Annotated in this window: 13 protein-coding genes and 1 pseudogene; 5 read left to right on the forward strand and 9 right to left on the reverse strand. The window is 72.2% G+C overall.

What is annotated here, in order from left to right:
* Nucleotides 1-41: 41 nt before the first annotated feature.
* Nucleotides 42-812, reverse strand: coding sequence for a glyoxalase (locus DSY14_RS10120; protein ID WP_211716244.1), 771 nt, complete (start codon nucleotides 810-812; stop codon nucleotides 42-44).
* Between the two features lie 126 nt (nucleotides 813-938).
* Here DSY14_RS10120 and DSY14_RS10125 point away from each other — a divergent pair, with 126 nt between their 5' ends.
* The 3 genes from DSY14_RS10125 to DSY14_RS28690 all read left to right on the forward strand — a co-directional run bounded on the left by DSY14_RS10125 (nucleotide 939) and on the right by DSY14_RS28690 (nucleotide 2,724).
* Nucleotides 939-2,225, forward strand: coding sequence for an MFS transporter (locus DSY14_RS10125; protein WP_211716245.1), 1,287 nt, complete (start codon nucleotides 939-941; stop codon nucleotides 2,223-2,225).
* 71 nt (nucleotides 2,226-2,296) lie between these two features.
* Nucleotides 2,297-2,482, forward strand: coding sequence for a hypothetical protein (locus tag DSY14_RS28685; RefSeq protein ID WP_249187634.1), 186 nt, complete (start codon nucleotides 2,297-2,299; stop codon nucleotides 2,480-2,482).
* The gene (locus DSY14_RS28690) at nucleotides 2,479-2,724 is read left to right on the forward strand and encodes a hypothetical protein (protein ID WP_249187635.1); all 246 of its coding nucleotides are present in this window, start codon (nucleotides 2,479-2,481) and stop codon (nucleotides 2,722-2,724) included. The genes DSY14_RS28685 and DSY14_RS28690 overlap by 4 nt, the downstream gene beginning before the upstream one ends.
* Here the strand turns inward: DSY14_RS28690 and DSY14_RS10135 are convergent.
* The 3 genes from DSY14_RS10135 to DSY14_RS10145 form a co-directional block, all read right to left on the reverse strand.
* The gene (locus DSY14_RS10135) at nucleotides 2,697-2,882 is read right to left on the reverse strand and encodes a hypothetical protein (RefSeq protein ID WP_211716246.1); all 186 of its coding nucleotides are present in this window, start codon (nucleotides 2,880-2,882) and stop codon (nucleotides 2,697-2,699) included. The genes DSY14_RS28690 and DSY14_RS10135 overlap by 28 nt on opposite strands.
* Nucleotides 2,883-2,904: 22 nt before the next feature.
* Entirely contained in the window at nucleotides 2,905-3,480 is a 576-nt protein-coding gene (locus DSY14_RS10140) for a hypothetical protein (protein ID WP_211716247.1), read from the reverse strand.
* A gap of 178 nt (nucleotides 3,481-3,658) precedes the next feature.
* Nucleotides 3,659-5,278 carry a DASS family sodium-coupled anion symporter gene (locus DSY14_RS10145; protein ID WP_249187636.1) on the reverse strand — a complete coding sequence of 540 codons (1,620 nt, stop codon included), beginning with the start codon at nucleotides 5,276-5,278 and terminating at the stop codon, nucleotides 3,659-3,661.
* Nucleotides 5,279-5,401: 123 nt separating this feature from the next.
* On the opposite strand from DSY14_RS10145, the gene DSY14_RS10150 reads away from it, so the two are divergent.
* Nucleotides 5,402-6,289, forward strand: a complete 888-nt coding sequence (locus tag DSY14_RS10150; RefSeq protein WP_211716248.1) for a LysR family transcriptional regulator — start codon at nucleotides 5,402-5,404, stop codon at nucleotides 6,287-6,289.
* Between the two features lie 95 nt (nucleotides 6,290-6,384).
* The gene (locus DSY14_RS10155; protein ID WP_211716249.1) at nucleotides 6,385-7,467 is read left to right on the forward strand and encodes a tartrate dehydrogenase; all 1,083 of its coding nucleotides are present in this window, start codon (nucleotides 6,385-6,387) and stop codon (nucleotides 7,465-7,467) included.
* Nucleotides 7,468-7,514: 47 nt separating this feature from the next.
* Here DSY14_RS10155 and DSY14_RS10160 read toward each other — a convergent pair whose 3' ends face one another.
* The 5 genes and pseudogenes from DSY14_RS10160 to DSY14_RS10180 all read right to left on the reverse strand — a co-directional run.
* Nucleotides 7,515-8,132, reverse strand: coding sequence for a TetR/AcrR family transcriptional regulator (locus tag DSY14_RS10160; protein WP_211716250.1), 618 nt, complete (start codon nucleotides 8,130-8,132; stop codon nucleotides 7,515-7,517).
* A gap of 20 nt (nucleotides 8,133-8,152) precedes the next feature.
* On the reverse strand, nucleotides 8,153-9,325 hold the full coding sequence (locus DSY14_RS10165) for an acyl-CoA dehydrogenase family protein (protein WP_211716251.1): 1,173 nt from the start codon (nucleotides 9,323-9,325) through the stop codon (nucleotides 8,153-8,155).
* Nucleotides 9,322-11,424, reverse strand: a complete 2,103-nt coding sequence (locus DSY14_RS10170; RefSeq protein ID WP_211716252.1) for a biotin carboxylase N-terminal domain-containing protein — start codon at nucleotides 11,422-11,424, stop codon at nucleotides 9,322-9,324. The genes DSY14_RS10165 and DSY14_RS10170 overlap by 4 nt, the downstream gene beginning before the upstream one ends.
* 13 nt (nucleotides 11,425-11,437) lie before the next feature.
* Nucleotides 11,438-12,946 (reverse strand): acyl-CoA carboxylase subunit beta, encoded by a 1,509-nt coding sequence (locus DSY14_RS10175; RefSeq protein ID WP_211716253.1) that lies wholly within the window; start codon nucleotides 12,944-12,946, stop codon nucleotides 11,438-11,440.
* A pseudogene (locus tag DSY14_RS10180) lies at nucleotides 12,943-13,403 on the reverse strand (exopolyphosphatase); the annotation flags it as partial. The pseudogene DSY14_RS10180 and the gene DSY14_RS10175, both read right to left, overlap by 4 nt.

The raw sequence follows: 13,403 nt of genomic DNA on the forward strand, positions 1-13,403 counted from the left end.
ATGGCAGGACCGGCGACCCTCGGAGCCGGCCCGGGGACGGCTCAGGTGCGCTCGCCCCCGCCGTCGTCCGGGCCGTCACCGCGCCACTCGCGCAGTTCCTCGGCGTGGTCCAGTTCCCGCTCCACCTCCTGCCGCTCCTCCTCGGTCAGTTCGTCGTCCATGATGCTTTGGAGATCGTCCCGCCGGCGGGCGGCCTCCTCCGGGCGGTCGAGCGCGGTGGCCAGCTCCACCAACACGGCGTGCGCGGTGGCGCGCTCCACCGCCGGCGCGTCCGGGTGACGCTTCAGCCCGGACTTGGCGTACCGGTAGGCCGCGTGGTCGTCGTTCTTGAACTCCCGGTAGATCCGCACCTGGTCCAACACCTTGGCCAGGCCCGCCAGCTCCGCGGAACCGCCGTACTCCAGCTCCTCGGGTTCGTCCCGTTGGATGAAGATGAGGTGGTTGCCGGTCGGATCCAGGAGGGAGAAGCGCGTGGCACCGGGGCGCAGCCGGGTGATCCGGGGCAGCCCGCGGGACAGGACCTTGCCGTGCGCGGCGCGCATCGCGGCGGTGAAGGTGGCGTGGTACGGGGCGACGTGGTCGACCATGATCAGCGCGCCGCCGCCGTTCTCCTCGGTGGGGTCCAGACCCTTGGGCGCCCGGCTGTAGTGCAGTTCGATGGCGCTCCAGAGGAACGCGAGGTAGACGTAGGGCTTGAGCTGTTTCCAGGTCGTCTCGAAGCCGAGCATCGTGTAGAAGGCGAGCGTGGCCTCGGCGTCGTGGGTGTGCAGGGTCACGATGGGCGTCTCGTTGGCGCGGACCGTCTCCGCCATGGTCTCCTCCGGTGGTCGTCGCGATCGCCTCACCTTACTAGTCAAGTTTGACTAGATGCACATGCCCTTCCTTCGGACCACCCGGCGGTCTAACCTGAAGCATCTTCATGTTAGGCAGGTCACACCGTGCGCACACCCCCCGCGCCTCCGCCCTCGCCCGATCACTCCGTGCCCGCCGCGCTCGCCGAACCCACCCGCCGCGTCCGGGCGGTGTGGGTGGCCGGGATCAGCCTGGCCAACCTCGGCATGTGGATGGCGTTCTTCGGGCCCCTCCAGGTCCTGCTGCCCGAGCAGATCGGCCGGGTCGCCCCCGCCGACAAGGAGACCGTGCTCGCGTGGGTCACCGGGGTGGGCGCCGCCCTGGCGCTCGTGGCCACACCGCTGGTCGGAGCCCTGTCGGACCGCACCACCGGGCCACTGGGGCGTCGTCGGCCCTGGGTCCTGGCCGGCGCGGTGCTCGGCGGCGCCGGGCTCGTGGTCCTCGGCACCCGCGACGGTGTCGCGGGTGTGCTGCTGGGCTGGTCGTTCGTGCAGACCGCGCTGTCCTGCCTGAACGCGACCCTCCTCGCCGCCGTCCCCGACCACGTGCCGCGGAGCCAGCGTGGAGCGGTCTCCGGCTGGATCGGCATCCCCCAGTCCGCCGGAGTGGTCGTCGCGGTGGTGCTGGTGACCGTGGTGGTCACCGAGATCGCACCCGGCTACACGCTCATCGGGGTGCTCACTCTGGTGTGCGCGCTGCCGTTCGCGCTGCTGTCCCCCGACCCTCCGCTGCCCCGTTCGGCGCGTCCCTCCTGGCGCGGTCTGCTCCGGGGGCTGTGGGTCTCGCCCCGCCGCCATCCGGACTTCGGGTGGGCGTTCCTCACCCGGTTCCTCATCGGCACGGGCAACGCCATGTTCATCCTGTACCTGCTGTACTTCCTGCGCGATGCCGTGGGGTACGAGGAACTCTTCCCCGGCGCGGACGCCACCGACGGACTCCTCACCCTGATCCTGGTCTACACGGGGGCGGTCGTGGCCACCACGGTGGTGGCCGGATGGGTCTCCGACCGGCGGGGACGACGACGCGCCATGGTCGCCTGCGCGGGTGCGGTCATGGGCGTGCCCGCGTTCATGGTGGCCCTCTCCCCCACATGGCCGACCCTGCTGGTGGGCGCGGTGGTGCTCGGCGTGGGTTTCGGTGTGTTCCTGTCGGTGGACAACGCCCTGGTCACCGAGGTGCTGCCGAGCGCGGAGGGGCGCGCCAAGGATCTGGGGATCGTCAACATCGCCAGTTCGGGTCCCCAGGTGATCGCCCCGGCGCTGGCCGGACCGATCGTGGTCCATCTGGGCGGCTACCCGGTGCTGTACACCGTGTGCGGGGTCCTCTCCCTGCTGGGCGCCGCCGCGGTCTGGCGGATCAGGGGCGTGCGCTGACGGCCCCGTCCCGGTTCGGCCCGTCCGTGGCGGGGGTGGCGCGGGGGTCGGGTGAGGTCCGGCATGGAGCCATGGACGACCGGGAACTGTGGAACATTCTGGCCCTGGACCTGACCGAGGGCACCGAGATGACGGTGCAGCCGGGCGGTGTGGGGGAACCGGTGACCTACCGCGCCACCGATCGAGCCGAGGTCCTGCCCGGAGAGCGCGGGATCCGCGTCCTCCGCTTCCACGGACGGGACCTGGAACCCCGATGACTCCGCACACGGACCCGACCGGGTTCGCGGCGCATCTGCGGACCCTGGTGGAGGAGGCCGTCACGGTCTTCGGAAGCCGCCGCTCCGGCGGCCTCATCGAGGCGTTCGCGCTGTTCCGGTCGCACCTGGAGGAGACCGTGGACACCAGCCGCCCCGGAGAGAGGCACATGCGACCGGACACGGGCGGGATCGACACTCTCGCCGACCCGCCGGGTCAGCGGGCCCAGCGCAGGCAGACGTAGGCGATGACGAAGAAGAGCACGCCGAACAGCGCACCGTAGGCCAACGCCTGGGGCCAGGTGTCACCCATCAGCGCGCGCAACGGCACCAGGACGACGGCGGAGATCACCGCCGGGCCGGCCGCGTTGGTCAAGGGTCGACGGGCGAGTTCGGAGAGCATACGGGCCTCCTTCGTCAGGGACTCACTCGGCGACGGCGTCCATCGAACCGGTGTCGGCACGGGTCATCCCGGAGACCTCCTCGCCGCGCCGCCGGGCCGGTTCCCACCACCACCAGTGCGTCTCGGGCACCCAGGACGGGATCTCCTCGACGGTGGTCGGGGCGGCGTCGTCGGCCACCGCCTCCAGCGCGTCGTCGATGCGCGGGAGGGCTTCCAGGTCGCCCGGACGCATGAACAGTTCCCACCGCACGAACTCGTCGCCGAGGATCTGCAACATGGAACGGCGCCAGCAGGCCGGCCGGTACCCCTCGTGGCGGCCGTTGTCGGCGGCCGTCTGGGTCCGCACCACGTACAGGCCGACCCGATCCGGGTTGCTACCGCTGACCAGGAGTTCGGCGAGGGTGGCACTGAGGTTCCGGCCCGCCGGGGACCGGCGCTCGGCCGGGCTGGTGGCCCGGTAGACCTCGAAGAGTCGGGCGAACGCCGTGTCCATCAAGGCGTCGCGGTCCCGGCGCCGCGCGGCACTCTCCGCGAACGCGTCCACCGCCCGTTTGGCCAGGCCGGGGAGGTCCCTGCCCGTTTCCGCACCCACCGACACACCGCCTTGTCCATCGATCCCGTTGTCGCGTCACCGGGACGGGGTCGCGGTCCGACCCCGGTCCGGACCTTGATCATAAGCCGCGTGAGGCCGAAGGAGGTAGGCGGTTACCGATCGGTATCCACGGTGGGGTCGTCCCGGTCCCCTCACCGGCACGACCCCGACGCCTCGACCGTGTTCAGCCGCTGATGCCCGTGAGTGCGGTGAGGGGGACGATGAGCCCGATGAGGGTCACGGTCCCGACGATGTTGAGACCGATGCCGGTCTTGATCATGGTGAGCAGGGGGACGGTGCCCGAGCCGTAGACGATGGCGTTCTGCGGCGTGGACACCGGCAGCATGAAACCGAAGGAGGCGCCCAGGGTCGCGGCCATCGCGGGCACGACCGGGTCCACCCCGGCCGCCACCGCCAGGGGGATGACGATCGGCACCACGACCGCGGCGGTCGCCGTGTTGCTCGTGGTCTCGGAGATGGTCATGGCCAGGAGTGCGGAGAACGCGACCAGGGCGAACTGCGTACCGATACCGAACAGCCCGTGGGCCCCGTTGCCGATCGTCGCAGCCAGACCGGTGCCGGTGAGCAGGGAGCCGAAGATCATGCCGGTGCCGAAGAGCAGGATGGTCCCCCAGTCGATGGCCTGGGCGTCCTTCCAGCGCATGGTCGCCCTCCCCCGCCCCACGGGCAGCAGGAAGAGCAGACAGGCGCCCAGGACCGCGACGATGCCCTCGTCGAGGGTGTCGTCCACGGCCGCGTACACCGTGGAGTCGGTCCCGGAGACGAGTCCGACGACCGCGGGTGCCAGCCACAGGGAGACGGTGACGGCGAAGGCGACGAGCGTGTTGACCTCGGCCCGCGCCATCGGACCGAGAAGGGCGCGCTGTTCGCGGATGTGCTCCTCCACGCCCTCGATCCGGCGGATCTCCGGCGGGTTGACCAGGAACAACACCACCACGACCGCGACGAGCATGATGAGCGCGATGGGCAGCGCGGTCAGGAACCACTGGACGATGGAGATCCGTTCACCGGTGGCCTCCTCGATGAGACCGCGCCCGATCAGGTTGGGCGGGGTGCCCACCGGCGTGACCAGGCCGCCCATGCCCGCTCCGTAGGTGAGCATCAGCATCAGGGCGGCCCCCACGCGCAAGCGCTTGGGGTCGAAGTCGGGGCGGACCGCACCCCGGTCCTGCATCAGCTTGGCGATGACGCCGAGGATCCCGAGCGCGGTGGGCAGCAGCATCGCCACCGTCGCCGTGTTGGAGATGAGCGCGGACAGCATCGCCGTGACCAGACCGAACGCGATGATGATGCGCAGGGTCGACTTCCCGACCCCGGGGAGGGACAGCACGAAGAAGGCGAGCCGCCGGGCCAGGCCGTGGCGGAGCATGGCCTGGGCGAGGATGAAGGCCCCGATGAAGGTGAACACCGTGGTGGAGCCGAAGGGGGCGAGGACGTCGCCCGCGGGGGCCACCCCCAGCAGGACCACCGCGCACACCCCGAGTAGACCGGCCACGGGGATGGGGATCGGTTCGCACACCCACATGACGACGACACCGAGCAGGACCGCCGCGAGCAGCTGCTGACGGGGGTCCATCCCCAGGGGCAGCAGGGCGAACCCCACCACGACCACGGGGGTGAGGATCCAGCCCACGGTGTGTCGGATCCGCTCGAACCGGGCCTCCCCGGGGGAGAGTTCGTTCGTGTCGGAGCCGCCGTAGCCACCCCCCTCCATCAGGGCGCGGGTGACGTCGGTGCGCGGGCGCCCTTCCTGGTCGGTGGGGGTCGTGGGTTCGCCGGCCATGCCGTACCTCCTGGCTCGGGGGTGATCGCCACCACACTGATCCCGTGGCGCAGGTCACGTCCAAGACCGTTTTCCACCCCCTCCCATAGGCTCGGCCTATGAGTTCCGCGTGAAGGAGGCGTCATGGACGTGCGTCGGCTGGGTTACTTCCTCGCCGTGGTGGACCACGGTGGGTTCGGGCGGGCGGCGGAGCACCTGCTCATCGCGCAGCCCTCGTTGTCGCAGGCGGTGGCGGGCCTGGAGCGGGACCTGGGGACCCGGCTGTTCCACCGGGTGGGCCGCGGCGTGGTACTCAGCGACGCGGGCCGGCGGCTGGTCGGACCGGCCCGTCGGGTCCTGCGCGACGTCGAGGCGGCCCGGGCGGTGGTGGACTCGGTCAACGGGCTCCAGCGGGGCCGGGTACACCTGGTCACCATGCCCTCCCCCGGGATCGAACCGCTCACCACCCTGGTGGCGTCGTTCCGGGGACGCCATCCGGCCCTGATGGTCGACGTGGAGGCCGCCTTCACCCCCGAGGAGGTGGTGGACAGTGTGCGCTCGGGACGCACCGAACTGGGCCTGCTGGGCTCACCCGGCGACCCGCGCAGCGGCGAACTCTCGCTCCTGCGTCTGGAGCGCCAACCGTTGGTCCTGCTCTCCCCGCCCGGCACCGACCTGCCCCCGGACCGGGTCCACCGCGAGGACCTGAACGGGCGCCCCATGGTCGTCTCGCAACCCGGCAGCCTGATGCGGTCGCTGGTGGACGACCTGCTCGCCGGAGGCACCCTGGTGAGCATCGCCGCCCAGGTCGCGCACCGGACCTCGCTCCTGCCCCTGGTCCTGGCCGGGGTGGGGCACGCGGTGGTGCCTTCTTCCTGGACGCCCCTGGCCCTGCGCTCCGGCGCCCAGGTGCGCGCCATCGAGCCCGACGCCCACCTGGAGGTGGCACTGGTGAGCCGCGCCGAGGACCTCACCCCGGCGGCGCGCGCCTTCGTGGCCGTGGCCCGCGACCACGCCGACCTGCACCCATAGGCGTTTCCTATGGGTGCGATCCAGGATCGGTCTTGGACCCGCGACCCTGCGAGGGGCTTGACTCGTGTCGAGCAACCCATCCGTGAGGAGCGAGAATGACCGACATCCGGACCTTTCGTATCGGAGCGATCCCCGGCGACGGTGTGGGGGCCGAGGTCGTCGCGGCCGGACGCCGCGTCCTGGACGCCCTCGCGTCCGACTCCGGTGGTCGCTTCGGCTTCGACTGGCAGGAGTTCCCCTGGGGCAGCGACTTCCACGCGCGCACCGGGCGGATGATGGACGAGGACGGTCTGGACCGGATCCGCGACCTGGACGCGCTGTACTTCGGCGCGGTCGGCTGGCCCACCGTCCCCGACCACGTCAGTCTGTGGGGGCTGCGCCTGCGCATCTGCCAGAGCTTCGACCAGTGGGCCAACGTCCGCCCCGTCACCTTCCTGCCCGGCGTGACCAGCCCCCTGCGCAAGGCCGACCACACCGAACTGGACTGGGTCGTGGTGCGGGAGAACTCCGAGGGCGAGTACGCCGGACTCGGCGGGCGCAACCTGAGCGCCCGCGGTCGGGGCGGCGAGGTGGCGGTGCAGTCCGCGCTGTTCACCGAGGTGGGGTGCGAGCGCATCATCCGCTTCGCCTTCGACCTGGCCCGCACCCGGACCCGTAAGAAGGTCTCCAGCGTCACCAAGAGCAACGCGCAGCAGTACGGCATGGTGCTGTGGGACGACGTGTTCGCCCGGGTGGCGGCCGACTACCCCGACGTCGAACACGAGAGCGTGCTGGTGGACGCGATGTCCGCCAAGTTCGTTCTGAAGCCGGAGGACCTGTCGGTGGTGGTGGCCTCCAACCTCAACGCCGACATCCTCTCCGACCTGGGCAGTGCCCTGGCCGGCAGCCTGGGCCTGGCCGCCAGCGCCAACCTCAACCCGGAACGGCGCTTCCCCAGCATGTTCGAGCCGGTCCACGGCTCGGCCCCGGACATCGCCGGTCAGGGCGTGTGCAACCCGATCGGCGCGGTCGGCAGCGCGGCCCTGATGCTGGAGCACCTGGGGCTGTCCGACGAGGCCGCGCGGATCCACCGGTCCATCGAGGCCACCACCGGTCAGGGCGTGCTCACCCGGGACGTGGGCGGCACCGCCGGCACGGAGGAGGTGACCCGGGCGCTGATCGACAACCTCGGCGCCTGAGTCACCGGGGGCGCGTCGGTCGGAGCCCGGCTCCGTGGTCAGTACAGCTAGGTCCCCGGCCTCCCATGGAGGGTGTGATCGAGCATGCGGGCCCACTGGCCGACGATGCGGCGGCGTCGGGCGCGGTCGTCGGTGAGCAGGTTGGCCAGCCCCAGACCGCGGGCCAGGTCCAGGGTCGCCTGGACGGCCTCGCGGTTGCCGGGCAGCGACTCGTCGGCGCCGAGCAGGTCCACCACCGCGTGGTGCACGTCGCGCCCCACCTGTTCCTCCAGGGGGATCACCTGGGCGCGCAGCGCCGGGTCGTTGGCGGCGGCCGCCCACAGTTGGAGGGCGGCGTCGAAGTCGGGACCACTGAAGGCGTCCACCACCAGCTGGACCACCGCCTCGGTGCGGCCGGGACCGGCCGGGACGTTCTCCACCCGGCGGCGCAGGTCCTCACCACGGCCGTCCACCATGTGCCGCAGCGCCGCGAGCAACAGCTCCTCCCGCGTGGGGAAGTGGTGTTGGGCGGCGCCGCGGGAGACCCCGGCGCGTTCGGCGACGGCCCCCACCGTGGCCCCGGACACCCCGCGTTCGGCCAGGCAGCCGACGGCGGCGTCCAACAGTCGGGCCCGGGTGGCCCGACTGCGTTCCTGCCTCGGCTCCCGGTCGGATGCCGTCTCCACTCGCGCCCCTTCCTCGTGCGTCAGTACGACTTGGGCAACCCCAGGGACTGTTGGGCCACGTAGTTGAGGATCATCTCCCGGCTCACCGGGGCGATCCGGGCCAGGCGGGAGGCGGCGATCGCCGCACCCAACCCGTACTCGCTCGCCAGCCCGTTGCCGCCCAGGGTCTGTACGGCCTGGTCGACGGACCGCACGCATGCCTCGGCGGCGGCGTACTTGGCCATGTTGGCGGCCTCCCCGGCGCCCGCGTCATCGCCGGAATCGTAGCGGAGCGCGGCGTACCGGGTCATCAGCCGGGCCTGCTCGGTCTCGATCTTGACCTGGGCCAGAGGGTGGGCGATCCCCTGGTGGGAGCCGATGGGCCGGTCGCTCCAGACGACCCGCTCCTTGGCGTAGGCCACGGCCTTGTCCAGGGCGTGCCGGGCGCTGCCGGTGGCCAGGGACGCGGCCATGATGCGTTCCGGGTTGAGCCCGGCGAACAACTGGAGCAGTCCGGCCTCGGGGTCACCGACCAGGGCGTCGGCGGGCAGCCGGACCTCGTCCATGAACAGCTGGTACTGGTGGTCCGGGCTGACGAGGTCCATCTCGATCCGGCGCTTCTCGAAACCCGGGGCGTCGGTGGGCACGACGAACAGGGCCGCGGACAGACGCCCGGTGCGGGCGTCCTCGATCCGGCCGACCACGAGCACGGCGTCGGCGACGTCGACCCCGGAGATGAACGTCTTGCGCCCGGTGAGCACCCACCCGTCGCCGTCGCGCCGGGCGGTGGTGGTGATGCGATGGGCGTTGGATCCGGCGTCGGGTTCGGTGATGGCGAAGGCCATGATGGTCGCGCCGGTGGCGAGACCGGGCAGCCATCGCCGCCGTTGCGCGACGGTGCCGAAGCGGCCGAGGACGGTACCGCAGATGGCCGGGGAGACCACCATCATGAGGGTGGGGCAGCCCGCGGCGCTGAACTCCTCGAGGACGGCGCCCAGGTCGCCGATGCCGCCGCCCCCGCCCCCGTACTCCTCGGGGATGTTGACGCCGAGGTAGCCGAGCTTGCCGGCCTCCGCCCACAGTTCGGTCAGGTAGGCGCCCTCATCGGCCTTGGCGCGGTAGTAGGTGGAGCCGTAGCGGGAGGCGAGCGCGGACACGGCCGCCCGGAGTTCGACGCGTTCGGTGGTCTCGTTGAAGGTCATGGCACCGGTCACGGGTTCGGCCCTTCGTCGCTGGTGGCGATGGTGACGTCTGCGTCGGGGGTGTGGTCGAGGACGGCCAGCGGGGTCCCCGCGGCGACCCGCTCCCCGACCGTCACGGGGAGCTCTCGCACGGTGCCGTCGGCGGGGGCGGTGATGCGGTGCTCCATCTTCATGGCCTCCATGCGCAGCAGGGTCCGGCCCCGGTCGACCCGTTGGCCCACCTCCACGTCGACGGCGATGACGGTGCCCGGCATGGGGGCCGGCAGCGCTCCGGGGTCGACCCGGGACTCGGGTGCCGGCAGCGGATCGACGGGGACGAGCGCGACCATGCCGATCGGGGACTCCACGAACACGGCGCCGGTGACGCCGGGTCCCCGGCCGTGAACCCGGTGGACGTCGAAGGCGCGTCGCACCCCGTCCACGCTCAGCACGACCCGGTCGGCGGCGGCCGACAGGACCCGCACACCCTCCTGCTCGGGGCGGAAGTCTCCGCGCACCGAACGGAAGGCGGTGGTGATCGTCCGCCCGTCGAGCGTGGCGTGCTCGCGCCTGCGAGGGGCGGAGGGCACGTTGCGCCAGGCCGCGGGCACCCCGGGGGGAACGGTGGCGCCGGCCCGGGCGGCCTCGACCCCGGCGATCGACGCGGCCAGGGCGGCCAGTCGCTCCGTGGCGGGGTCGGCCAGGGGCCGGGACAGCGCGGTGAGCCGGTCCCCGCCGAGGAAGCCGGTGTGCAGGCCGGCCGGGTGGGCCTCGGCGCCGGCCATGTCGGGGTGGCGCAGGACGCGCACCAACAGGTCCCGGTTGGTGCCCACCCCGTGGAGACGGGCCGAGGCCAGGGCCGCGGACAGCCGACGCAGGGCGTCGCGACGGTCCCTCCCCACCGCGATCACCTTGGCCAGGAGGGGGTCGTAGTCGGTACCGACCTCGTCGCCGGGCTCCACCCCGTGGTCCAGGCGCACCCCGGGTTCGGTGCGCGGGACGAAGGAGACGTCGGCGGCGGGCACGTCGAAGGCGTGCAGGACCCCGGTGCGTGGTCGCCATGCGTCGCCCGGGTCCTCGGCGTACAGACGTGCCTCGATGGCGTGCCCACGCGGGGCGGGCGGACCGTCCGGTGGCAGGGGCTCGCCCTCGGCGACGCGCAGCTGCCACTCGACCAGGTCCAGTCCGGTGACGCACTCGGTGACGGGGTGCTCCACCTGCAGGCGGGTGTTCATCTCCAGGAAGACCGGCTCGCCCGGGCCGGTGGCGTCGACGGGGACGAGGAACTCCGCGGTGCCGGCGCCGGTGTAGCCGATGGCCGCGGCCAGGTCCCGCGCGGCCCGGTGCAGGCGTTCACGGGTGGCCTCGGTCAGGCCGGGGGCCGGGGTCTCCTCCACGACCTTCTGGTGACGGCGCTGCACCGAGCAGTCGCGCTCGCCGAGCGCCCACACGGTGCCGTGGACGTCGGCGAGCACCTGGACCTCCACGTGCCGACCGCCTTCGACGTAGGGCTCGCAGAACACGCCGGCGTCGCCGAAGGCGGAGGCCGCCTCGGCGCGTGCCGCCTCCACCTCGGTGTGGAGGTCGGCCAGGTCACGGACCACCCGCATACCTCGGCCACCGCCGCCCGAGACCGCCTTGACCAGCACGGGAAGGTCCTCGGTGCGCACGTCGGCGGGGTCGAGGGCGTCGGCGACGGGCACCCCGGCGTCGCGCGCGACCTTCTTGGCGCGGGTCTTGGAGCCCATCCGTTCGACGGCCTCGGCGGAGGGACCGATCCAGGTGAGTCCGGCCTCGACGACCGCGCGGGCGAAGTCGGCGTTCTCGGAGAGGAAGCCGTAGCCGGGATGGACGGCGTCGGCCCCCGCCGTACGGGCCGCCGCCACCAGGGCGTCGGGGTCGAGGTAGGCGTCCACGGGACCGCGGCCCTCGGGGACGGTGAGCGCCACGGCGGCGTCGGCCTCGCGCACGTGGGGGGCGTTCTCCTCGCCGGGCGCGTACACGGCCACGGAGGCGACGCCCAGGGTGCGGCAGGTGCGGAGGATCCGGCGGGCGATCTCGCCGCGGTTGGCCACGAGCAGGGTCGTGACGGGACGGCCGGCGCCGGTGGCGGCGGGGTCGATCGGGGACATGGCCTGGCCTCCTCTACATACGGAAGACGCCGAAGGCGTCGGTACCGGCGACGGGTGCGTTGTGGGCGAAGGACAGGCACAACCCCAGGACCGTGCGGGTGTCGCGCGGGTCGATGACACCGTCGTCGTAGACCCGCCCGGACAGGAACATCGGCAGGGACTCGGCCTCGATCTGGTTCTCGATCAGTTCGCGCATGGCCGCGTCCTGTGCGTCGTCGTAGGGGTGGCCCTTCTTGGCCGCCGAGGCCCGTGAGACGAGGGAGACCACCTCGGCGAGTTGGCGGGGGCCCATCACCGCGGAGCGGGCGCTGGGCCAGGCGAAGAGGAAGCGGGGGTCGTAGGCGCGGCCGCACATGCCGTAGTGCCCGGCGCCGTAGGAGGCGCCGATGAGGACGGAGAAGTGCGGGACGGTGCTGTTGGAGACGGCGTTGATCATCATCGAGCCGTGTTTGATGATGCCGCCCTGCTCGTACTCCGCGCCGACCATGTACCCGGTGGTGTTGTGCAGGAAGATCAGCGGGGTGTCGGAACGGTTGGCCAGCTGGATGAACTGGGCGGCCTTCTGTGCCTCCTCGCTGAACAGCACACCGTTGTCGTTGGCCAGGACACCGACGGGATACCCGTGCAGGGTGGCCAGTCCGGTGACCAGTCCGGCGCCGTAGGAGGGCTTGAACTCGTCGAACTCGGAGCCGTCGACGATCCGGGCGATGACCTCGCGGGGGTCGACGGGGATCTTGAGGTCGGGAGGCATGACGCCGAGCAGTTCCTCGCTCGCGTGGACGGGTTCGGGCGCGGCGGCGCGCGGTGCGGGACCGGCCTTGGTGTGGTTGAGGCGGGCGACGATGCGCCGCCCGATGCGAAGCGCGTCGTGTTCGTCCTCGGCGAGGTGGTCGGCGAGCCCGGACACCTTCGCGCGATCACGCACCATGACGACGTGGTCGCTCATGCCCGGGACGTACGCGCCGCCCGCGGTGGAGTTGCCGAAGACCAGGGCGATGGTGGGGATACCGGCCCGGGACAACCGTGTGAGGTGGCGGAAGGTGCCCCCGCCGGGGATGAAGATCTCCTTCTGGGTGGGCAGGTCCGCGCCCCCCGACTCCACCAGGCTGATCATCGGCATGCGGTTGCGTTCGGCGATCTCGCCGGCGCGCTGGGACTTCTTCAGGGACCAGGGGTTGCTGGAGCCGCCGCGCACGGTGGGGTCGTTGGCCACGATCACGCACTCGACCCCGGAGACCACGCCCACACCGGTGACGACGCTCGCTCCGACGTGGAAGTCGCTGCCCCAGGCGGCGAGGGTGGACAGTTCCAGGAACGGGGAGCCCTCGTCGAGGAGCAGTTCGACGCGTTCGCGGGCGAGGAGGCCGCCTCGCGAACGGTGACGCTCCACGTAGCGTTCACCGCCGCCGGCCAGGGCCTTGGCGTGTTGCTCGTCGATCTCGGCGAGCCTGCCGAGCATGGTCTCCCGGGCCTCGGAGTAGGCCGGGCTCCGGGTGTCGAGTCGGGAGGGCAGGACGCTCACGGGGTCTCCTCGTTCGCCGGGGTCGGTGGGTCGACCGTCGCCGCGTGTCCGGGTCGGTCGAGCAGGGACTCGGGGACCGGGAAGGGGCGGGCGCGCAACCACTCGCCGAGCCCCTTGGCCTGGGGATCGACACCCTCGCGCCGGGCGGTCCCCGGGGCGAGCAGGCCCTCGATCCAGAAGTTGACGGCACGCAGGTTCGGCAGTGGATGGCGGGTCACCGACAGGCCGGCGGTCTCGGGCAGGAGCTCGCGCAGCGCGTCGACGGTCAGGGCGTGCGCGAGCCAGCGCCACCCCTCGTCGGTGGTGGCCCACACCCCCACGTTGGCGTCGGCGCCCTTGTCACCGCTGCGCGCGCCCAATACCAGGCCGAGGGGGACGGTGCGCGTGCGACCCTCGGGGAGCGGCACGGGTGGTTCCGGTGCGGGGACGGCGGCGAGCGGACGGGTGCGCGGGGGTG

Source organism: Nocardiopsis sp. MG754419 (assembly GCF_018207095.1).
GTDB lineage: Bacteria > Actinomycetota > Actinomycetes > Streptosporangiales > Streptosporangiaceae > Nocardiopsis.

Bases quoted from the DNA above. Each gene is read 5' to 3' on its own strand.
- DSY14_RS10120 (WP_211716244.1), bottom strand. From the start codon at position 812: ATGGCGGAGACGGTCCGCGCCAACGAGACGCCCATCGTGACCCTGCAC.
- DSY14_RS28685 (WP_249187634.1), top strand. From the start codon at position 2,297: ATGGACGACCGGGAACTGTGGAACATTCTGGCCCTGGACCTGACCGAG.
- DSY14_RS10170 (WP_211716252.1), bottom strand. From the start codon at position 11,424: ATGTCCCCGATCGACCCCGCCGCCACCGGCGCCGGCCGTCCCGTCACG.
- DSY14_RS10155 (WP_211716249.1), top strand. From the start codon at position 6,385: ATGACCGACATCCGGACCTTTCGTATCGGAGCGATCCCCGGCGACGGT.
- DSY14_RS10135 (WP_211716246.1), bottom strand. From the start codon at position 2,882: ATGCTCTCCGAACTCGCCCGTCGACCCTTGACCAACGCGGCCGGCCCG.
- DSY14_RS10150 (WP_211716248.1), top strand. From the start codon at position 5,402: ATGGACGTGCGTCGGCTGGGTTACTTCCTCGCCGTGGTGGACCACGGT.
- DSY14_RS10145 (WP_249187636.1), bottom strand. From the start codon at position 5,278: ATGGCCGGCGAACCCACGACCCCCACCGACCAGGAAGGGCGCCCGCGC.
- DSY14_RS28690 (WP_249187635.1), top strand. From the start codon at position 2,479: ATGACTCCGCACACGGACCCGACCGGGTTCGCGGCGCATCTGCGGACC.